The sequence below is a fragment of the Stenotrophomonas sp. IS26 genome (assembly GCF_054188265.1).
Genome location: NZ_JBSZJV010000006.1, coordinates 164,795 through 184,676 on the forward strand (window position 1 = coordinate 164,795; position 19,882 = coordinate 184,676).

The 19,882-nt window shown below is 66.4% G+C and carries 13 protein-coding genes; 6 read left to right on the top strand and 7 right to left on the bottom strand.

The genetic code is table 11. The annotated features are described in order from the left end of the window. The first annotated feature begins 41 nt into the window (after window positions 1–41). Complete coding sequence (locus ACW6W5_RS07980) at window positions 42–731, top strand: DUF3011 domain-containing protein (RefSeq protein ID WP_428999821.1); 690 nt, start codon at window positions 42–44, stop codon at window positions 729–731. A gap of 49 nt (window positions 732–780) precedes the next feature. Here ACW6W5_RS07980 and ACW6W5_RS07985 read toward each other — a convergent pair whose 3' ends face one another. Next, window positions 781–1,416 (bottom strand): hypothetical protein, encoded by a 636-nt coding sequence (locus ACW6W5_RS07985; protein ID WP_121039175.1) that lies wholly within the window; start codon window positions 1,414–1,416, stop codon window positions 781–783. Window positions 1,417–1,578: 162 nt separating this feature from the next. Here ACW6W5_RS07985 and ACW6W5_RS07990 point away from each other — a divergent pair, with 162 nt between their 5' ends. Then, window positions 1,579–2,847: an MFS transporter gene (locus ACW6W5_RS07990; protein WP_121041194.1), complete on the top strand. Its 1,269-nt coding sequence runs from the start codon at window positions 1,579–1,581 to the stop codon at window positions 2,845–2,847. 62 nt (window positions 2,848–2,909) lie between these two features. Beyond that, entirely contained in the window at window positions 2,910–5,156 is a 2,247-nt protein-coding gene (ggpS, locus tag ACW6W5_RS07995) for a glucosylglycerol-phosphate synthase (RefSeq protein ID WP_152152013.1), read from the top strand. Between the two features lie 158 nt (window positions 5,157–5,314). Here the strand turns inward: ggpS and blaL2 are convergent, their stop codons facing one another. Then, complete coding sequence (blaL2, locus tag ACW6W5_RS08000; protein ID WP_152151881.1) at window positions 5,315–6,229, bottom strand: L2 family extended-spectrum class A beta-lactamase; 915 nt, start codon at window positions 6,227–6,229, stop codon at window positions 5,315–5,317. 68 nt (window positions 6,230–6,297) lie between these two features. Continuing rightward, the gene (locus tag ACW6W5_RS08005) at window positions 6,298–7,170 is read right to left on the bottom strand and encodes a hypothetical protein (protein WP_152151879.1); all 873 of its coding nucleotides are present in this window, start codon (window positions 7,168–7,170) and stop codon (window positions 6,298–6,300) included. A gap of 91 nt (window positions 7,171–7,261) precedes the next feature. Between ACW6W5_RS08005 and ACW6W5_RS08010 the strand changes: the two genes are divergently transcribed. Continuing rightward, window positions 7,262–8,122: a LysR family transcriptional regulator gene (locus ACW6W5_RS08010; protein ID WP_121039184.1), complete on the top strand. Its 861-nt coding sequence runs from the start codon at window positions 7,262–7,264 to the stop codon at window positions 8,120–8,122. A 108-nt stretch (window positions 8,123–8,230) separates the two neighbouring features. Here the strand turns inward: ACW6W5_RS08010 and ACW6W5_RS08015 are convergent, their stop codons facing one another. Next, window positions 8,231–10,087 (bottom strand): ABC-F family ATP-binding cassette domain-containing protein, encoded by a 1,857-nt coding sequence (locus tag ACW6W5_RS08015; RefSeq protein WP_121039187.1) that lies wholly within the window; start codon window positions 10,085–10,087, stop codon window positions 8,231–8,233. Between the two features lie 344 nt (window positions 10,088–10,431). Here ACW6W5_RS08015 and ACW6W5_RS08020 point away from each other — a divergent pair, with 344 nt between their 5' ends. Further along, complete coding sequence (locus ACW6W5_RS08020) at window positions 10,432–12,825, top strand: TonB-dependent receptor plug domain-containing protein (RefSeq protein WP_152151877.1); 2,394 nt, start codon at window positions 10,432–10,434, stop codon at window positions 12,823–12,825. A gap of 242 nt (window positions 12,826–13,067) precedes the next feature. Beyond that, window positions 13,068–14,771 (top strand): YbaL family putative K(+) efflux transporter, encoded by a 1,704-nt coding sequence (ybaL, locus tag ACW6W5_RS08025; protein ID WP_088433889.1) that lies wholly within the window; start codon window positions 13,068–13,070, stop codon window positions 14,769–14,771. Window positions 14,772–14,777: 6 nt separating this feature from the next. On the opposite strand, the gene ACW6W5_RS08030 is transcribed toward ybaL, so the two are convergent. From ACW6W5_RS08030 to clpB, 3 genes are all read right to left on the bottom strand, one after another. Beyond that, window positions 14,778–15,659 carry an AraC family transcriptional regulator gene (locus ACW6W5_RS08030; protein WP_152151875.1) on the bottom strand — a complete coding sequence of 294 codons (882 nt, stop codon included), beginning with the start codon at window positions 15,657–15,659 and terminating at the stop codon, window positions 14,778–14,780. A 211-nt stretch (window positions 15,660–15,870) separates the two neighbouring features. After that, window positions 15,871–17,172 (bottom strand): O-acetylhomoserine aminocarboxypropyltransferase/cysteine synthase family protein, encoded by a 1,302-nt coding sequence (locus ACW6W5_RS08035; protein ID WP_152151874.1) that lies wholly within the window; start codon window positions 17,170–17,172, stop codon window positions 15,871–15,873. A 124-nt stretch (window positions 17,173–17,296) separates the two neighbouring features. Beyond that, window positions 17,297–19,882, bottom strand: coding sequence for an ATP-dependent chaperone ClpB (gene clpB / locus ACW6W5_RS08040; RefSeq protein ID WP_121039199.1), 2,586 nt, complete (start codon window positions 19,880–19,882; stop codon window positions 17,297–17,299).

A 19,882-nucleotide genomic window follows, 5' to 3' on the forward strand; every position in this document is an offset into this window, starting at 1 on the left:
GCTGGAACTTCTCCCGCATCAAGCAGGACATCGCCACCTCGCTGCGCGGCAACGGCAACGGCGGTGGCTGGAATGGCGGCGGCAACGGCCCCGGCAACAACGGCACGGTCCGCTGCGAAAGCCAGGACAACCGCGAGCGGGTCTGCAACACGGGCTGGCGCAGTGCCCGGCTGTCCCGCCAGATCTCCGGGACGACCTGTACCGAGGGCCGCAACTGGGGCTCGCGCGACGGGACGGTCTGGGTCAGCGGCGGTTGCCGGGCCGAATTCGTCGAGGGCCGTGGCAATGGCGGCAACTGGGGCGGCGGTGGCGGTACCGGCGCGACGATCCGCTGCGAGAGCCAGGATAACCGCGAGCGCACCTGCAACACCGGCTGGCGCAACGCAAGCCTGGTCCGCCAGATCTCCGGTACGGCGTGTGTCGAGGGCCAGACCTGGGGCGTGCGCAATGGGGCGATCTGGGTCAATCGCGGCTGCCGCGGCGAGTTCGCCGAAGCGCGTGGCAACAGCGGTGGCAACTGGGGAGGCGGTGGCGGCAACAGCAATTACAGCGTGACCTGCAGCAGCAACGACAAGCGCCAGCAGACCTGTGCCTGGGATGCCCGTCAGGGTCGCCCGGCGCTGGTGCAGCAGTTGTCGGGCACGGCCTGCGTGGAAGGCCGCAGCTGGGGCTACAGCAATGGCAGCCTGTGGGTCAGCGGCGGCTGCCGCGCCCGGTTCGGGGCGCGCTGAGCGTTACTGCCCGCGGTAGGTGCCGACCGCGGGTCGGCACCGGTGAACGTTACGGCGCGGGCGTCTCACTGCCCCACGGCGCCGGCGGCAATGCCACCGGCTTGCTCAGATCGAACACCACCTGGAAGTGGCGGCCGCCCGGGCGGGTCAATTCGTAGACGAAGCGCTGATCCGGCTCCACTTCCATCGCCCAGGTGTTCTGCACCGAAGCGAGCATGTCCGCCTTGCGGAACATCGCCACGGAATCCGAATCGACCGGGAAGGACTGACGTTGCGCGGTACCCGGCGGTTTGCTGTCGCCACCGTACATCGTCACCGCATCCGGGCTGCCATCTTCGTGGCGGTGATCATGCTTCAGGCGCAGGCCGTTCTCGGTACGGCTCAGCACCCAGGTACGCGAGTGGTCGTCGCCGACATGGAACGGAATCCGCAGCTCGTGCGCCGGATCCTCGCAGCCACGCACATGCATCACCAGGCGCTTGCCCTCGAACGGGTCCGGCGCCTCGGTGCGCGGTTCGTTGACCGCGATGCGACCTTCGAACGCTTTGCCGCAATGCGCAGCCACGGCGGACATGAAGGCATCGGACGGTGCCATCGACACCTCATGCCCGACTGTGTCGTTGGAGCCACTGCAGGCGGTGATCGCCAATGCAGCGGCCAAAGGAAGAAGTTTGACTGCGTTCATGCCCCCACCCTAACGGTCGCGACCGGGCAGCGCAAACCGCGCGCCTGATGCGACAGACCGGTTCACGCGCGCATCGCCGCCGCTGCAACCGGGGCTTCATTGCCCCTGTGTTATGGTCAATCACGTGACTTGTTCGCCTTCTTCCCCACGAAGGGCGCACGCATGTTGCGGTTGACCGCCCTGCTCGCCGGTGTGGCGCTGCTGCTGACCGGCAGCGGCCTGCTCGGCACATTGCTGGCGGTGCGCGGGGGTGAAGCCGGCTTCGGAGCCGGCACGTTGGGGTTGGTGATGTCCGGCTATTTCGCCGGTTTTTTCATCGGCACCTTCTTCGCCCCCTCGCTGATCGGCCGCATCGGCCATATCCGTGCGTTTGCCTTCTTTGCCGCCCTCGCCGCCATCGCGGTGCTGTTGCACCCTCTGTGGATCAATCCGGTGGGTTGGGGCGTGCTGCGCATCCTCACCGGCATCGCGCTGGTAGGCCTTTACACGGTGATCGAGAGCTGGCTCAACGCCGAGCCAGACCCGCGCCTGCGCAGCCGCGCTTTCTCGCTCTACATGGTGGTCAACCTCTCGGCACTGGCGCTCGGCCAGGTGCTGCTGATGCTTGGCGACGCCGGCGCGACCTCGATGTTCATGCTGACCGCGATCCTGGTCTGCGCGGCAGTATTGCCGGTCACCGCTACGCGCCTGCGCCCGCCGGAGATTCCCTCGGTGCCGCGCCTGAAACTGGCGCGGCTGTATGCGATGGCCCCGGTGGCGACGGTTGCCGCCGGCCTCTCCGGCCTGGCGATGGGTGCGTTCTGGGGCTTGCTGCCGGTCTACGCTGGTGAGGTCGGCCTGGACGGCAATGGCGTCGCCCTGTTCATGCTGACCGCCATCGCCGGTGGCGCGTTGCTGCAATGGCCATTGGGTCACATCAGCGACGGGCATGACCGCCGCACCGGACTGGTCGCACTGAGCCTGGCCGCGGCGGGTATCGCCGTGGTGGCCTCGCTGCCGATGATCCAGCTGCAGACCCATCTGCTGTTCGGCCTGTTTTTCTTCTATGGCGGGCTGGCCTTCGCGCTGTATCCCTTCGCGGTCGCGCACATGCTCGATTACCTGCCGCGCGAAGATCTGCTCTCGGGCTGCTCCAGCCTGCTGCTGGTCCATGGCGTGGGCGCCGCGCTCGGCCCCGCGTTGGCGGGCGCGGCCATGCAACAGTTCGGCGCGCCTGCACTGCCGTTGTACTTCGCGGTGGTCCTGATGCTGCTGGCCTTGTTCACCACCGCGCGCCTGCTCAGTTTCCAGCGGCTGCGCACGCATCCGGTCGGCTTCCGGCTGATGCTGCGCACCACCCCCTCGGCGCTGGAACTGATGCCCGAGACCGACACCGCGCCGCCGGATCCCGATATCCCCCTCCCCTCTGACTCCGATAAGGAAGTGCATTGACTGTTTCGACACCGACCTCCCTCACTCCAACCCGTACACCGCCGGCGCCGCCGGCCCCGCAATTGATTCTCGCCACCGATCTGGATGGCACCTTCCTCGCCGGCGATCCCGCCGCGCGTCATCGGCTCTACCGGCTGGTCGACCAGCACCCGGGCATCCGCCTGATCTTCATCACCGGCCGCGGCCTGGAAGCAGTGATGCCCCTGCTCTCCGATCCGGCCATTCCGCGCCCGGATTACGTGGTCTGCGATGTCGGTGCGACCGTCGTCGACGGCCACACCCTGCAGCCGCTGCAGCCCCTGCAATCGATGATCGACGCGCACTGGCCGGGCGAGCAGGTGGTCGCCGCCGCGATGCGTCCGTTCACCGCACTCCAGCGCCAGGATGTGCCGCAGGAACGCCGCTGCTCGTATTTCTGCGATCCGGACACGCTGGCGCCGCTGCGCTCGCAGATCCAGGCCGCCGCGCAGGCGCTGGGCTGCGATGTGCTGTACTCGGCCGACCGCTATCTCGACATCCTGCCGCCGGACACCGACAAGGGCCGCACCCTGGCCGCGCTTGCGCGCCTGCTGGAGCTCCCGCGCGACCGCATCCTGGTGGCCGGTGACACCCTCAATGACCTGTCGATGTACACCTCCGGTTTCCGCGGGGTGTGCGTGGGCGATTCGGAGCCGGCGCTGACTGCCGCGACGGCCGACCTGAAGCACACCTTCCATGCACAGGCGCCGGGTTGCGGCGGCATCCTCGAAGCGATCGAACATTTCGGCCTGCTCGCCGATGACGATCCCTTCCTGCGCCCACCGCCGCAGGCGCGCGCCGACGGCGCCGACCTGGTGATGGTCTATCACCGCCTGCCCTTCGATGAAGTGATGGAAGACGGCGTGCTGGTGCAGCGCCCGCCGCGCTCGCCCAACGGCATCATCCCCTCGCTGCTGAGCTTCTTCGAAGGCGGCCAGAAGGGCTCCTGGGTCGCCTGGGGCATCGATGAACCCAAGCGCGGTCCGTTCCAGACGCACCTGGCGGTGGATGCCGAGCGCTACCCGACCCTGACCGCTGCGCGCGTGCCGCTGAGCAAACAGGAAGTGGACATTTTCTACAAGCGCTTCTCCAAGGAAGCGTTCTGGCCGATGCTGCACGTGTTCTGGGAACGCGCGAAGTTCCGTGAGGAAGACTGGCAGGTATTCCTGAAGGTCAACCGCAAGTTCGCCGAGGCCACCGCCGCCGAGGCCGCGCATGGCGCCACCGTGTGGATCCACGACTACAACCTGTGGATGGTGCCGGCCACGCTGCGCGAACTGCGCCCGGACCTGAAGATCGCCTTCTTCCACCACACCTACTTCCCGTCGGCGGATGTGTTCAATGTGGTGCCGTGGCGCCGCGAGATCATCGGCAGCCTGCTCAGCTGCGACTACATCGGCTTCCACATTCCGCGCCAGGTGGAAAACTTCGTGGACGTCGTGCGCGGTGCGATGCCGGCCGAACGGCTGGCGTGGGAAAGCTGTGCCCCGCGCTTCCTCACCTATGGGTGCGCCGTGGGTCTGGACACGATGACCACGCGCCTGCGCGTGGGCGACCGCGAAGTCGCCCTCGGTGCGCACCCGGTCGGCACCGATCTGCGCCGCATCCACAACGTGCTCGCCCGCAGCGACGTGCGCAATGACATCTTCAAGCTGCGCCGCGAGATCGGCGCGCGCAAGCTGGTGCTGTCAGTGGAGCGCCTGGATTACACCAAGGGCACGCTGGCCAAGCTGGAGGCGTTCGAGCGGTTGCTGGAGCAGCATCCGGATCGCCAGGGCAAAGTCACCCTGCTCATGATCTGCGTACCGGCCGCGCGCGAGATGACCATCTACCGCACGCTGCAGAACCAGATCGAGCAGGCGGTGGGGCGGATCAACGGGCGCTTCTCGCGGCTCGACTGGACCCCCGTGCGCTTCTTCGCCCAGGCATTGCCGTTCGAAGAGGTGGTGGCGCACTACGCCGCCGCGCAGGTGATGTGGATCACCCCGTTGCGCGATGGCTTGAACCTGGTGTCCAAGGAGTTCGTGGCCACGCAGGGCATCGAGGGCAGCAACGGCGTGCTGGTGCTGAGCGAATTCGCCGGTGCGGCGGCCGAGCTGAAGGGCGCGGTGCTGACCAATCCGCATGACCCGGCCGACCTCACCGCGGGCTTGTTGCAGGCGTTGTCGATGCCCGACGAGGAAGCCACCGGGCGCATGCGCCAGCTGTTCGGCAGCGTGGAGTATTACGACGTGGATCGCTGGGGCCGGGACTTCCTGGAAGCGGTACGCACCAGCCACACCGAAGGCTGACGTTGTAGAGGTAGTGCCGGCCGCTGGCCGGCTCCAAGCGGTGCCGGCTCCAAGCGGTGCCGGTTTCATGGGTTGCCGGCCAGCGGCCGGCACTACCCTGTGCTGCACCGACCAACGGTCGGTGCCTGCCGGCGGGGTGGCGTACCGGGCGGTGTGGCTTACCCGGCGTGCTGCATGATGCCTTCGGCGATCACCGCCACCTGGCGCAGCACGTCGTTACGGCCGGCATCGTCCACCGTCGCGCCCTGCAGGTAGCTGGTCAGCACCCACGGTGCACCGCCGGCGAGCGGCCACAGAATGGCGATGTCATTGGTGGTGTCCTCGCCATTGCTGCCGGTCTTGTCACCCACCCGCCACGCCTTGGACAATCCGGCGCGCAGCCGTGTATCGCCGGTTTCGTTGTCGATCAGCCAGTCGGCCAGCTGCTGTTTCGAGGCGGGCTTGAGGACGTCACCGAGCACGAAGCGCTGCAGGCTGGCGGCCATCGCGGCCGGGCTGGTGGTATCGCGCGGGTCGCCCGGGGCGAAGCGGTTCATCTCCGGCTCGAGACGGTCATTGCGGGTCACCGCATCGCCGTTGGCACGCAGGAAGGCGGTCACGCCGGCCGGCCCACCCACCATGCCCAGCAGCAGGTTCGCGGCGGGGTTGTCGCTGGTGATCATGGTCGCCCGGCACAGGTCGCGCACGGTGACGTCCTTGCCGATGTGCCGCGTGGTCACCGGCGCATGCGAGAGCATGTCCTGCTGGCGCACGGCCACGCGCCGGTCCAGCGAGAGCCTGCCCTGGTCGGCCAGGTGCAGCACTGCGGCGGACAATACGAACTTGAACGTGCTGCACATCGGGAAGCGTTCGTCCTGCCGGTTGCCGGTGCGCCAGCCGGTGCCGGTGTTGAGCAGGGTCACGCCGAGGCGCCCGCCGCTTGCTACTTCCAACGCGGCGAAGTCTTTCGCCGCGACGGCGGGTTTCGGCGCGGGCAGCGGCGTCTTGGCGAAGGCGGTGGCGGTGGCGGTGGCCGCCAGCGCAGACGCGGCGGCCGCGCCGGTCCATTGCAGGAACTGTCGTCGAGCGATCATGTGGTTCTCCTTTTTAAGCCGCCATGGTCGACAAACCGTGTCCAGTGGACAAACGACCATTTCAATGGTCACCCATTATTTTTTCTTATTGCTTCTGCGCCACTCTCTGTTGAGTGCGCCTTGTAAAAGCGGTCGGGACAGAAATGGGGACTTGGGTCAGGTGCGCCGTATCGATGCCTGTCGGACGTGTCACCAGGAAGAATGCGCGCCACGTGCTCTGCTCGAATCACCTCAACGGACTTATTGTTAATCAGCGCGCAGTAGTCGGCGCTGCACTCGATCAGCACCCCCCATTGGCCCAAGGGTGATTCTTCGGGCAAGCGGTAGGAGACGAGTGCGAGTTTCGATGGATCAGAATCACAGAACTCAAGCGCCTTTCGCGTCCCAACGGACTCAAATGGAAACCCAGAAAAAATGACAAAAAGCAACACCATGGCTGCCCCAACCACCAGAATGGAAGGAAGCAAAGTAATGGATGCGAACCAGAGGACGACTGCCATGATGATTCGCTGCTGCCATGGCCACTGGGAAATGTCGCCGCCCCGCTTCCATTGACTGATCCACTTCGGCCGCCACCACGATTCAACGCGTGCTGTGGAGCCGAGCCTCCGCATCCATCCAATGATGAGCGGAAGCGCGAGCATCGCCAGCACGACGGTAACAAGTACCCACCATGATTGGCGCGCTAGATGAGCGCAGGCAGCCCCCATTTCTTCAAGCACGACCGTGGAAGCCTCGAGCCAGCCAAACGCAACGAGGAGCGTCAAGCGACCTCCCTCGACCGGGAACTGACCTGCATCCACGCCAAAGGCGGATAGATAGGCACTTCGATAGAGCATTCCTTGCAAGCCAAAAACAAACGAGGATGCGGCAAGCAGAACACCCGACGTAAGTACAAACCGGAAGATGCTCTTCCGCTTTTTGGGGGTCGTTTCGGTCAAGGCTGAACTCCATTCGGCAGGTCGTTGATGCACTTTAATTGCACAAAGTGCGATCATTCATCAACTCAGCTCACGGCTCACGGCTCGCCCCATGCTCCGCCCCCAGCTGCCGCTCAACGCCCTGCGCGCCTTCGAGGCTGCCGCCCGGCACCAGAATTTTACCCGTGCCGCCTTGGAACTGTGCGTCAGCCAGGCCGCGCTGAGCCATCAGATCCGGGCGCTGGAGGACCGGCTGGGCGTGTCGCTCTTCACCCGGTTGCCGCGCGGGGTCGCCCTGACCGATGAAGGCGCCCGCCTGTATCCGGTGCTCAACGAGGCCTTCGACCGCATCGCGGTGAGCCTGGACCGGTTCGTCGGCGGGCATTTCCGGGAAGTGTTGAGCGTGGGCGTGGTCGGCACCTTCGCCACCGGTTGGCTGCTACCGCGCCTGGGGGATTTCAACGCGCGCCATCCGGATATCGAACTGCGCCTGCAGACCCACAACAACCGCATCGATCTGGCCGGTGAAGGGCTGGACCTGGCGATCCGGTTCGGTGATGGCGATTGGCAGGGGCAGGTCAGCGATGCCGTACTGGATGCCCCGTTTGCGCCGCTGTGTGCACCTGCGTTGGCACGTACGCTGCGGCAGCCGCGCGACCTGGCCAACGTGGCGTTGTTGCGCTCCTACCGCAGCGATGAGTGGCCACGCTGGCTGCAGGCCGCTGGCGCGCCGGAACTGGACGCGCGTGGGCCCGTGTTTGATTCGTCCCTGACGCTGGCCAGTGCCGCCGCCGCAGGTGCGGGCGTGGCGCTGTTGCCGTTGAAGATGTTCGAGCAGGATCTTGCCCAAGGGCGCTTGATCCAACCCTTCGCGCAGACCCTGGACCTGGGCAGGTATTGGCTGACGCGGCTGCGCTCGCGCAGCGAGAGCGATGCGGCGCGGCGGTTCCGGGAATGGCTGGAAACCCGGTAGATCCACGCCATGCGTGGATAACGCAATGCCGGGACGGAGCGCATCCACGCACGGCGTGGATCTACACGGGATGCGGCACGTACCAGCGTGCCGCATCACCCGCCGCGATCAGGCGTCCAGCAATTCCATCCACGTCTGCTCGGCCTTGCTGAGCAGGGTGGCGGTCGCTTCGCGGTCACGGCCAAGCACCGCCATGCGGGTCGCATCGGCGTAGTTGGAAGGATCGGCCAGCTGGCGGTCCAGATCGGCCAGCAGCGCTTCCAGCTCGCCCACCTTGGCTTCGGCAGCGGCCAGCTTGTGCGGGTTGGCCGGCTTGCGCGCGGGCAGCGGCGGAGTCGGCGGCGCCGGCTCCGGGGCGGCCGCGGCCATCTTCTGCTTGGTGCCCTGCGCGGCCGGACGCGAACGCAGCCACGCCGCGTAGGCATCCAGATCGCCGTCGAACGGTTCGACCACGCCATCGGCCACACGCCAGAACGTGTCGCAGACCAGACCGATCAGATGGCGGTCATGCGAGACCATCACGATCGCGCCTTCGAAGTCGGCCAACGCTTCGGCCAGCGCTTCGCGCATTTCCAGATCCAAGTGGTTGGTCGGTTCGTCGAGCAGCAGCACGTTCGGCTGCTGGTAGGCGATCAGTGCCAGGGCCAGACGCGCACGTTCGCCGCCGGAGAAGCCGTCCACCGGTTCAAACGCGCGGTCGCCGGCGAAGTTCCACTTGCCGAGGAAATCGCGGAAGGACTGGTTCGGTGCATCCGGGGCGAGGTCGCGGAAGTGCTCCATCGGCGACTGCCCTTCGTGCAGCGACTCCACCGTGTGCTGGGCGAAGTACCCGATGCGCAGGTCCGGATGCGCGGCACGCTCGCCGCTGATCGGGTCCAGTTCGCCCACCAGGGTCTTCACCAGGGTGGTCTTACCGGCACCGTTCGGGCCGAGCAGACCGATGCGCTGGCCGGCTTCCAGGCCGAAGCCCACGTTGTGCAGGATCACCGAATCGGCGCCGTAACCGGCCTCGACATGGTTCAGGCGGATCAGCGAGAACGGCAGTTTGGCCGGCGGCGCGAACTCGATGCGGAACTCGCGCTCGGCACGCACCGCTTCGGTGCCGGCCAGCTTGGCCAGGCGCTTCATGCGGCTCTGCGCCTGCGCGGCCTTGCTGGCCTGCGCCTTGAAGCGATCGATGAAGCTCTGCAGATGCGCGCGCTCGGCCTGTTCCTTGTCGTGGGCGAGCTGCTGCTGGCGCAGCTGTTCGGCGCGCTGGCGCTCGAAATCGGTATAGCCGCCGACGTACAGCTTGGCACCGCCCCCGTGCAGATGCAGGGTATGGGTGGCCACGTTGTCCAGGAACTCGCGGTCATGCGAGATCAGCAGCAGGGTGCCCGGGTACTTGAGCAGCCACTGTTCCAGCCAGAACACGGCGTCCAGATCCAGATGGTTGGTCGGTTCGTCGAGCAGCAGCAGGTCGCTGGGCATCATCAGCGCGCGCGCCAGGTTCAGGCGCACGCGCCAGCCGCCGGAGAACGAGGAGACCGCGCGCGAGTGGGTCTCGGCCGGGAAGCCCAGGCCGTGCAGCAGCTTGCCGGCGCGCGCCTCGGCGTCATAGGCACCGATCTCGGCCATGCGCTGATGGGCGGTGGCCACCGCTTCCCAGTCTTCACGCGCCGCGGCCTCCGCCTCTTCACGCATGACGGCGGCCACCTCGGTGTCGCCCTCCAGCACGAACTGCAGCGCCGGATCGGGCAGCGACGGGGTTTCCTGGGCCACGCTGGCGATGCGGATCTTGCCGGGCAGATCGACGTCGCCCTTGTCCGCCTCCAGCTCGCCCTTCACGGCGGCGAACAGGCTGGACTTGCCGGCGCCATTGCGGCCGACCACGCCGACGCGGTACCCCGCATGCAGGGTCAGGTCGACGTTGGACAACAGCAGCCGCTCGCCACGGCGCAAGGCGAAGTTACGAAGGGAAATCATCTTGGGGGTCCATATAACGGAATGGAATGTGCTCGTGAGCACCTTTCCTGCGACGTAATTCTAGCGTTAACGAATACTTGACGCGCCCCGGGATGCGCGGCAGGCCTCGTTTCTCTCTCCCACGACCCTGCCTGCGCTTCCCCGGGACCCTCCTGTCGAATCGAACGCCCCACGTAAATGGTTGCTTCTGCAACGTTTTTTACGAAATTGGCGAAAATTTGACAAGCGATGAATATCCCGTTAATCCGTCTATTGCGCACCGCAACAACCGCCTTCGCTGACCCGATCCTCGATGTCGTGATGTCGCTTTGGTGCAGCACCGCCACTACCGGAGCCACATCCTGATGAACCGCAAGACCAGTACGCTCGCCGCCGCCGTAGCTGTCGCGCTCGGTATGTCCAGCTTCGCCGCCACCGCCCAGGACGCCCCTGCCCGCACCGCGGCCAACACCCTGGACACCATCATCGTCACCGGCACCCGCGTGGCCGACCGCACCGTGGCCGAGTCCCAGTCGCCGATCGACATCATCACCCCCGAGGCGCTGCAGTCCACCGGCACCACCGAGCTGGCCACCGCGCTGGCCCGCGCCCTGCCCTCGCTGAACTTCCCGCGCCCGGCGCTGACCGATGGCACCAGCGGCATCCGCCCAGCGCAGCTGCGCGGCCTCTCCCCGGACCAGGTGCTGGTGCTGGTCAACGGCAAGCGCCGCCACACCTCCGCGCAGATCAACGTCAACGGCAGCATCGGCCGTGGCTCGTCGGCCGTGGACATCAACGCGATTCCGATCGCCTCGATCGAGCGCGTGGAAGTGCTGCGCGACGGCGCCTCGGCGCAGTACGGCTCGGACGCCATCGCCGGTGTGATCAACATCGTGCTCAAGGGGTCCTCCTCCGGCGGCAGCCTGGCGCTGGATGCCGGCCAGTACTCGGCCGGTGACGGCAACAAGTACCAGCTCTCCGGCGACACCGGTATCGGCTTCGCCGACGGCCGCGGCAGCGTGCATGTGGCCGGCCAGATCGTCCAGCAGGACGAGAGCAACCGCGCCGGCCCCTACCAGGGCACCGCGCCCAACACGGGCAACTTCCCGAACATCGGCCAGACCACCTTCGTGGTCGGTGACCCGCAGGTGGATGCTACCGCGGCCTCGGCCAATGCCAGCTTCCAGTTCAGCGACCACGTCTCGGCCTACGCCACCGCGATGGCCAGCAACCGCGACATCACCTCGTTCGCGTTCTACCGCTCGCGCAACAACAGCAACCAGGGCCCGCTGCTGGCGCAGACCTACCCGGACGGCTTCGTGCCGGAGATCAATCAGTACTCCAAGGACCGCTCGCTGGTCGCCGGGGTCAAGGGCGATACGGACAGCGGCTGGAACTGGGACGTCAGCTACAACTACGGCGCCAACAAGATCGATTTCCACACCCGCAACAGCATCAACTACGCGCTCGGCGTGAACAGCCCGCGCTCGTTCTACGATGGCGCGCTGGAGTACACCCAGAACATCGTCAATGCCGATGTGACCAAGACCCTGGACTGGGGCCTGGCCTACCCGGTCACGCTGTCCTTCGGCGGTGAATACCGCAAGGAAAAGTGGGAGCAGTCCGCCGGTGAACTGAACTCCTATACCGGCAGCGGTGCGCAGGGCTTCGGTGGCTTCACCCCACTCAACGCGGTGGATGCCGACCGCGACAACTACGCCGTCTATACCGGCCTGGAAGCCGACCTCACCGACAAGTTCTCCGCCGGTGTGACCGGCCGCTATGAGGATTACTCGGACTTCGGCGACAAGTTCTCCGGCAAGCTCTCCGCACGCTACGCCTTCACCGACAAGGTCGCCCTGCGCGCCACGGCGTCGAGCGGCTTCCGCGCGCCGTCGCTGGCCCAGCAGAGCTACCAGGCGGTGACCAGCACGATCATCAACGGCGTGTTCGTCGAACGCGGCACCTTCCCGACCACCAGCCCTGCCGCGCAGGCCCTGGGCGCCAGCCCGCTGAAGGCCGAAAGCTCGACCTCCTACAGCCTGGGTCTGGTACTGCAGCCGGTGGATCGCCTGTACCTGACCGTGGATGCGTACCAGATCGACATCGACGACCGCATCGTCTTGTCGACCAACATCACCACCAATGACGCCGCCAATGCGCTGCTGGCCAACCTGGGTCTGCCGGGCGTCACCGCGTTCTCCTACTTCACCAACGGCGTGGACACCCGCACCCGCGGTGTGGATGCGGTCTCCAGTTACACGATTCCCTTCGCCGCCAGCTCGCTGGAGCTGACCGCCGCCTACAGCTACAACGAGACCGAGGTGAAGAAGTTCATCGCCTCGCCGGCGGTGTTCGGCGCGCTGGGCATCACCCAGTCGCTGATCGGCCGCGACGAGATCGGCCGCATCGAGGACAGCTACCCGCGCGACAAGACCATCCTCAGCGGCACCTGGCGTTCGGACCGCTGGGACCTGAACCTGGCCGCCACCCGCTACGGCTCGTTCACGGTGCGCAACTCGGCTACCGCCCTGCGCGACCAGACCTACGACGCCTCGTGGGTGCTCGATGCCTCGGCCAGCTACAAGCCGAGCGAGAACTGGACCCTGACCCTGGGCGCGGACAACATCCTGGACGAGTACCCGGACCGCACCGTGGACCTGCAGAACTCCACCTGGGGCATGCTGCCGTACAGCAACTACTCGCCGTATGGGTTCAACGGCGCCTATGTGTACGGTCGCGTGACCTACAAGTGGTAACCCAAGGTAGTGCCGGCCGCTGGCCGGCAACCTCCTGATAAACCCCATGCCCCGGTTCGCCGGGGCATGTGCGTTCTGGCCGCAGGAAACCGGGATTCCGCGCATTCACCGTTCAACCTACGGGCTGTCCCGGACAGCACATGACCTGACCACGGGGACATAGCAGCATTGCGGCCATCGATGTTTGCCCGGACCGGCCGCATCGGTGAAAATCGGGGTACCCCCCCTCTTTGCGAGCCCCGATGCACCATGACACCGACCTGATCAACATCGTTGCCGTTGGCCTTGGGCTCGCCTTCATTTTCGGCGCGCTGGCCAACAAGCTGCGTTTGTCTCCCCTGGTCGGTTATCTGATTGCAGGCATCTGCGTAGGTCCGTTCACCCCCGGCTTCGTCGCCGACCAGGCACTGGCCAACCAGCTGGCCGAGATCGGCGTGATGCTGCTGATGTTCGGGGTCGGCCTGCATTTCTCGCTCAAAGACCTGATGGAGGTCAAAGCGATCGCCATCCCGGGTGCGATCGGCCAGATCCTGGTCGCTACCCTGCTCGGTTGGGGCCTGGCGGCGTTGATGGGCTGGCCGGTGATCTATGGCGTGGTATTCGGTTTCTCGCTGGCCACCGCCAGTACCGTGGTGCTGCTGCGCGCGATGGAAGAACGGCGCCTGCTGGAAACCACGCGCGGCAAGATCGCCATCGGCTGGCTGATCGTGGAAGACCTGGCCTGCGTCCTGGCGCTGGTGATGATGCCGGTCCTGGCCGGCGTGTTCGGGCCCGATGCGGCCAATGAAACCCATACCGTCGGCAGCGTGCTGGCCAGCATCGGCTGGACCTTCGTGCAGCTGGGCCTGTTCGTGGCGGTGATGCTGGTGGTCGGGCGCCGGGTGATTCCGTGGATCCTGGAGCGCATCGCCGGCACCGGTTCGCGCGAGCTGTTCACCCTGGCCGTGCTGGCCATCGCACTGGGCGTGGCGTTCGGCTCGGCGATGCTGTTCGGCGTGTCGTTCGCACTCGGCGCGTTCTTCGCCGGCATGCTGCTCAACGAATCCGAACTGAGCCACAAAGCCGCCAATGATTCACTGCCGCTGCGCGATGCGTTCGCGGTGCTGTTCTTCGTCTCGGTCGGCATGCTGTTCAACCCGGCCATCCTGATCGAGCACCCGTGGCAGGTCCTGGCCACCGCGGCGATCATCATGTTCGGCAAATCCGCCGCTGCGTTCGTGATCGTGCGCGCGTTCGGCCATCCGACCGGTACCGCACTGACGATTTCCGCCAGCCTGGCGCAGATCGGCGAATTCGCCTTCATCATTGCCGGCCTCGGCGTGACGCTGGGGATTCTGCCGCCGACCGGTCAGGCGCTGGTGCTGGCCGGTGCACTGATCTCGATCATGCTCAACCCGCTGGTGTTCGGCCTGCTCGACCGCTGGCTGCTGAAGCATCAGGAAACCGCCCCCACCACGGTGGAGACGGAATTGCCGCCGGGCCCGTCGCTGGACCTGCACGACCATGCCATCGTGATCGGCTACGGCCGCGTCGGCAGCGCGCTGGCGCAGGTACTGCGCGACCGGGGCGTACCGGTGATGATCATCGACGACAACAAGGAACACGTCGCCGAAGCACACGCGGCCGGCCTGCCCGGTATCCGCGGCAGTGCCGCCTCCGACCGCGTGCTGGCCGAAGCGCATCCCGAGCGCGCCAAGATCGCCGTGCTGGCGATTCCGCAGCCGCTGGAAGCCGGTGAAACGCTGGCCAAGCTGCGCGCGCTCAACCCCGGCCTGACCCTGCTGGCAAGGGCGCATAGCGATGCCGAGGTGAAGCACCTGCTCGCCCACGGTGCCGATGGCACGGTGATGGCCGAGCGCGAACTGGCTTACTCGCTAGCCGAGATGGTGATGTCCACCCCGCCGTACCGCACGATGGGGCAGCAGCACAGCATTCCAGTGGTGTGAGGGGCGCTACGCGACCGGCACGCAGATATCCGCACGCAGGATCGCCTCAGGGACCTCTTCCGGATCGTCGAGGTAGTGGTAATACAGCTCGACGTCGCGCAGCGTGTGGCTGCTCTCGGGCAGCCAGTCGCGCAGCAGCGCATCGGTGGCGGCCTCCAGCCCTGCGTAACTGCCCACATGGCGCAGCACGGCATACGTGCCACCGCCCAGCGTCAGCGTACGCAGCGGGGCTGGTAGCGCCTGCGGCGTGCGCCCGAATCCCATTGCGCAATCGAACACGCATTCCTGCGCCGGCGCGTCGCGGTGGTCCGTCCGTGCGATGCCGACCAGCTGCTGCAACTGTTCGGCCCATCCCTGCTCCGCCGCCCAGGTGAAGATCTCGCCGAAGGCCTGATCCAGATCATCGAAGGCCCCTTGCGTGCGCAGCGCCACCACATCGAAAGGCTCCAGCGTGGTCACCGTAACTTGCAACGGCACCGTCCCGTCCGCGTGATCGCCCGCCGGCAGCGACAGCCGCTGCTGCCAGTGGCTGCGCAGCCCGGCATCCTCACGCAACGTGCTCGGCGTGGCATCCAGCGTTTGGCGACAGGCACGGGCCAGCGCCTGCGGGCTTTCATAGCCGACGTTCAAGGCGACCTCGGTGACCCGGCTCTCGGCCTGGCCGAGCAGCGTCAGCGCCTGCAGCAGACGCAGGCGCGCCACGGTGCGCCCGGGCGTTTCGCCGGTCAGCGCGCGGTACAGGCGATGGAAGTGGAACGGCGACTGGTGCGCGATCGCGGCCAGTGCCTCCAGATCGGGCAAGGGATCGCCAGCGCGCAGGCACGCCTGCAGATGGGCGATGACACGATCGATACCGTGGCGCTGGCGTACCTGGGCAATGCGGCGCATGGCGGGCTCCCTCTCTAGGTGATGCTCAGCCTGCGCCGTGCCCCGCGCCTGCGCGTGGCCGATCTTGCGCAGTTGGGGGATCGTCAGCCGATCCTAACCCCGCGCGTAGAGCCACGCCATGCGCGGCCCTACCCCCATGGCAGAGAATCCATGGCGCCATGGCAAAACCCCCACGGCGGCCGGCCCGCACCGGCCGCCGTGGGTCCCACCTCTACGCCTTGGCCAACGCCTGCTCCAGGTCCGCCAGCAGGTCGTCGATGTGCTCGATGCCGACCGACAAGCGCACCGTGTCTTCGCTGACGCCCGCCTTCTCCAGCTCGGCGGCATCCAGCTGCCGGTGCGTGGTCGAGGCCGGGTGCGTGGCCAGTGATTTGGCATCGCCCAGGTTCACCAGACGGGTGAACAGCTGCAGTGCATCCAGGAAGCGCGCGCCGGCGGCGCGGCCACCGGGCAGGCCGAAGGTCAGCACGCCGGAGCCGTGGCCGCGCAGGTACTTCTGCACCAGCGCGTGTTCGGGGTGGTCGGGCAACGCGGCGTAGTTGACCCAGGCCACCTTGGCATGGCCCTGCAGATGCTTGGCCACGGCCAGGGTGTTCGCGTTGATCCGGTCCAGCCGCAGTGCCAGCGTCTCGATGCCCTGCAGGATCAGGAAGGAATTGAACGGTGAAATCGCCGCGCCGGTATTGCGCAGCGGTACCACCCGCGCGCGGCCGATGTAGGCGGCCGGCCCGAGGGCTTCGGTGTAGACCACGCCGTGGTAGCTCACGTCCGGCTCGTTCAAGCGGCGGAAACGCTGCTTGTGCTCCGCCCAGGGGAAGCGTCCGGAATCCACGATCGCCCCGCCCAGGCTGGTGCCATGTCCCCCGAGGTACTTGGTCAGCGAATGCACCACGATGTCCGCGCCGAAATCGAACGAGCGCTGCAGGTACGGTGTCGCCACCGTGTTGTCCACGATCAGCGGTACGCCATGCGCATGCGCGATCTTCGCGACCGCTTCGATGTCGGTGATGTTACCGCGCGGGTTGCCGATGGACTCGACGAACACCGCCTTGGTGCGGTCATCGATCAGCGCGCCGAACGCCTGCGGGTCGCGGTAGTCGGCAAAGCGCGTTTCGATCCCGAACTGGGGCAGCGTGTGCGCGAACAGGTTGTAGGTGCCGCCATACAGCGCACTGGCCGAGACGATGTTGTCGCCGGCCTCGGCGATGGTCTGGATCGCGTAGGTGATCGCGGCCTGGCCCGAGGCCAGGGCGAGCGCGCCGATGCCGCCCTCAAGCGCGGCGATGCGCTGCTCGAGCACATCGGTGGTCGGGTTCATGATGCGGGTGTAGATGTTGCCCGGCACCTTCAGGTCGAACAGGTCCGCGCCATGCTGGGTGTCATCGAAGGCGTAGGCCACGGTCTGGTAGATCGGCACCGCCACCGCGCGGGTGGTGGGATCGGGCCGGTAACCGCCATGCACCGCGATGGTCTCCGCGCGCCACTGTGATTCGGGACTGCCGTGTTCGGACATATCGCATTGTCTCCAGGTGAATGCCGACGATACCGAACAAAAAACCCCCGCCGAAGCGGGGGTTCATGCCAAACATGCATGGTGTGAGGCCCAACGGTTATCAAGCCGCCGGCGCGCGCGGGGCTCAGCCCTTCACGAACACCAGCTTGCCCTCGGCCGCATCGACCCGGATCACATCGCCATTGAGGAACTCGCCGGAGAGGATCTTCTGCGCCAGCGGGTTCTCCAGCTGCGACTGGATGGCACGCTTGAGCGGGCGGGCGCCGTAGACCGGATCGAAGCCGACGTTGCCCAGCAGCTGGAAGGCCTCGTCGCTGACCTCGATGCGCAGGCCACGCTCGGCCAGGCGCTTCTCCAGGCCCTGCATCTGGATGCGGGCGATCTGCTTGATCTGCACCTTGTCCAGCGGATGGAACACGACAATGTCGTCCAGGCGGTTGATGAATTCCGGGCGGAAGTGCGCCTGCACCACCCCCATCACCGCCGCCTTCATCTGCGTGTAGGCCTCCGGGCTGTCATCGCTGCTCATGTCCTGGATCTGGTGCGAGCCCAGGTTGGAGGTCATCACGATGACAGTATTGCGGAAGTCCACCGTGCGCCCCTGGCCATCGGTCAGGCGGCCGTCGTCGAGCACCTGCAACAGGATGTTGAACACATCCGGATGCGCCTTCTCCACTTCGTCCAGCAGAATCAGCGAGTACGGGCGACGGCGCACCGCCTCGGTGAGGTAGCCCCCTTCTTCGTAGCCCACATAGCCCGGGGGCGCACCGATCAGACGCGCGACGCTGTGCTTCTCCATGAACTCGCTCATGTCGATGCGGATCATCGCGTCGCTGCTGTCGAACAGGAATTCAGCCAGCGCCTTGCATAGTTCGGTCTTGCCCACGCCGGTCGGCCCCAGGAACAGGAACGAGCCGCTCGGGCGATCCGGATCGGACAGGCCCGCACGCGAGCGCCGCACCGCATCGGACACCACCTTGATCGCCTCTTCCTGGCCGACCACGCGGTTGTGCAGCATGTCTTCCATGCGCAGCAGCTTGTCGCGCTCACCTTCCAGCATGCGGTTGACCGGGATGCCGGTCCAACGCGAGACCACCTCGGCGATCTCTTCGGCGGTGACCCGATCCTGCACCAGCTTGAACTCGCTGGTTTCCACTTCCTGCGCGGCCGCCAGCTGCTTTTCCAGCTGCGGCAGCTGCCCGTACTGGATCTCGCTCATGCGCCCGAAATCCTGGCGGCGCTGGGCCGATTCCAGTTCCAGCTTGGCCTGTTCGATCTGTTCCTTGATCCGGGTCGCGCCCTGCAGCGTGGCCTTCTCCGACTTCCAGATTTCGTTGAGATCGGAGAACTCGCGCTCCAGCGCATCGATGTCATTCTCAAGATCGGCCAGGCGCTGGCGCGAGGCATCGTCCTTTTCCTTCTTGAGCATTTCGCGCTGGATCTTGAGCTGGATCAGGCGCCGCTCCAGGCGGTCCAGCTCCTCCGGCTTGGAGTCGATCTCCATGCGGATGCGCGAGGCGGCCTCGTCCATCAGGTCGATGGCCTTGTCGGGCAGCTGGCGGTCGGCGATGTAACGGTGCGAGAGCGTGGCCGCCGCGACGATGGCCGGGTCGGTGATCTCCACGCCGTGGTGCACGGCGTACTTTTCCTTCAGCCCGCGCAGGATCGCGATGGTGTCTTCCACGCTCGGCTCGCCGACCAGCACCTTCTGGAAGCGGCGTTCCAGCGCAGCATCCTTTTCGATGTACTTGCGGTATTCGTCCAGCGTGGTCGCGCCGACGCAGTGCAGTTCACCGCGGGCGAGCGCCGGCTTGAGCATGTTGCCGGCATCCATCGCGCCATCGGCCTTGCCCGCACCGACCATCGTGTGCAGCTCGTCGATGAACAGGATCACCTGCCCTTCGCTCTTGGCCAGGTCGTTGAGCACGCCCTTGAGGCGCTCTTCGAACTCACCGCGGAACTTGGCGCCGGCGATCAGCGCGCCCATGTCCAGCGAGAGCACGCGCTTGCCACGCAGGCCCTCGGGCACTTCGTCGTTGATGATGCGCTGGGCCAGGCCTTCCACGATGGCGGTCTTGCCCACGCCGGGCTCGCCGATCAGCACCGGGTTGTTCTTGGTGCGGCGCTGCAGGACCTGGATGGTGCGACGGATTTCCTCATCGCGGCCGATCACCGGATCCAGCTTGCCGGTCTCGGCCCGCGCGGTCAGGTCGATGGTGTATTTCTCCAGCGCCTGGCGCTGGTCTTCGGCGTTTTCCGACTGCACGGTCTCGCCGCCGCGCACCTTGTCGATCGCGGTCTCGATCTTCTTCTTGTCGGCACCGGCGGCGCGCAGCGCCATGCCCAGGGTGCCGCCATCGTCCACCGCAGCCAGCACGAACCACTCGCTGGCGATGAAGGCATCGCCATGCTGCTGGGCCAGCTTGTCGGTGTTGTTGAGCAGCCGGTTCAGATCGTTGCCGATCGACAGGTTGCCTTCCTGTCCGGAGACCTTGGGCAGGGCCTCCAGGGTTTCATTCAAGCGTTCGCGCAATACCGGCACGTTGACGCCGGCCTGGGCCAGCAGCGGGCGCGTGCTGCCGCCCTGCTGGTCCAGCAGCGCGCTGAACACGTGCACCGGTTCGATGATGTTGTGGTCGCGGCCCACGGCCAACGACTGCGCGTCGGCCAGCGCCTGCTGGAAACGCGAGGTGAGCTTGTCCATCCGCAT

Bases quoted from the DNA above. Each gene is read 5' to 3' on its own strand.
- ACW6W5_RS07985 (WP_121039175.1), bottom strand. From the start codon at position 1,416: ATGAACGCAGTCAAACTTCTTCCTTTGGCCGCTGCATTGGCGATCACC.
- ACW6W5_RS07990 (WP_121041194.1), top strand. From the start codon at position 1,579: ATGTTGCGGTTGACCGCCCTGCTCGCCGGTGTGGCGCTGCTGCTGACC.
- blaL2 (WP_152151881.1), bottom strand. From the start codon at position 6,229: ATGATCGCTCGACGACAGTTCCTGCAATGGACCGGCGCGGCCGCCGCG.
- ACW6W5_RS08010 (WP_121039184.1), top strand. From the start codon at position 7,262: ATGCTCCGCCCCCAGCTGCCGCTCAACGCCCTGCGCGCCTTCGAGGCT.
- ACW6W5_RS08015 (WP_121039187.1), bottom strand. From the start codon at position 10,087: ATGATTTCCCTTCGTAACTTCGCCTTGCGCCGTGGCGAGCGGCTGCTG.
- ACW6W5_RS08020 (WP_152151877.1), top strand. From the start codon at position 10,432: ATGAACCGCAAGACCAGTACGCTCGCCGCCGCCGTAGCTGTCGCGCTC.
- ybaL (WP_088433889.1), top strand. From the start codon at position 13,068: ATGCACCATGACACCGACCTGATCAACATCGTTGCCGTTGGCCTTGGG.
- ACW6W5_RS08030 (WP_152151875.1), bottom strand. From the start codon at position 15,659: ATGCGCCGCATTGCCCAGGTACGCCAGCGCCACGGTATCGATCGTGTC.
- ACW6W5_RS08035 (WP_152151874.1), bottom strand. From the start codon at position 17,172: ATGTCCGAACACGGCAGTCCCGAATCACAGTGGCGCGCGGAGACCATC.
- clpB (WP_121039199.1), bottom strand. From the start codon at position 19,882: ATGCGGATGGACAAGCTCACCTCGCGTTTCCAGCAGGCGCTGGCCGAC.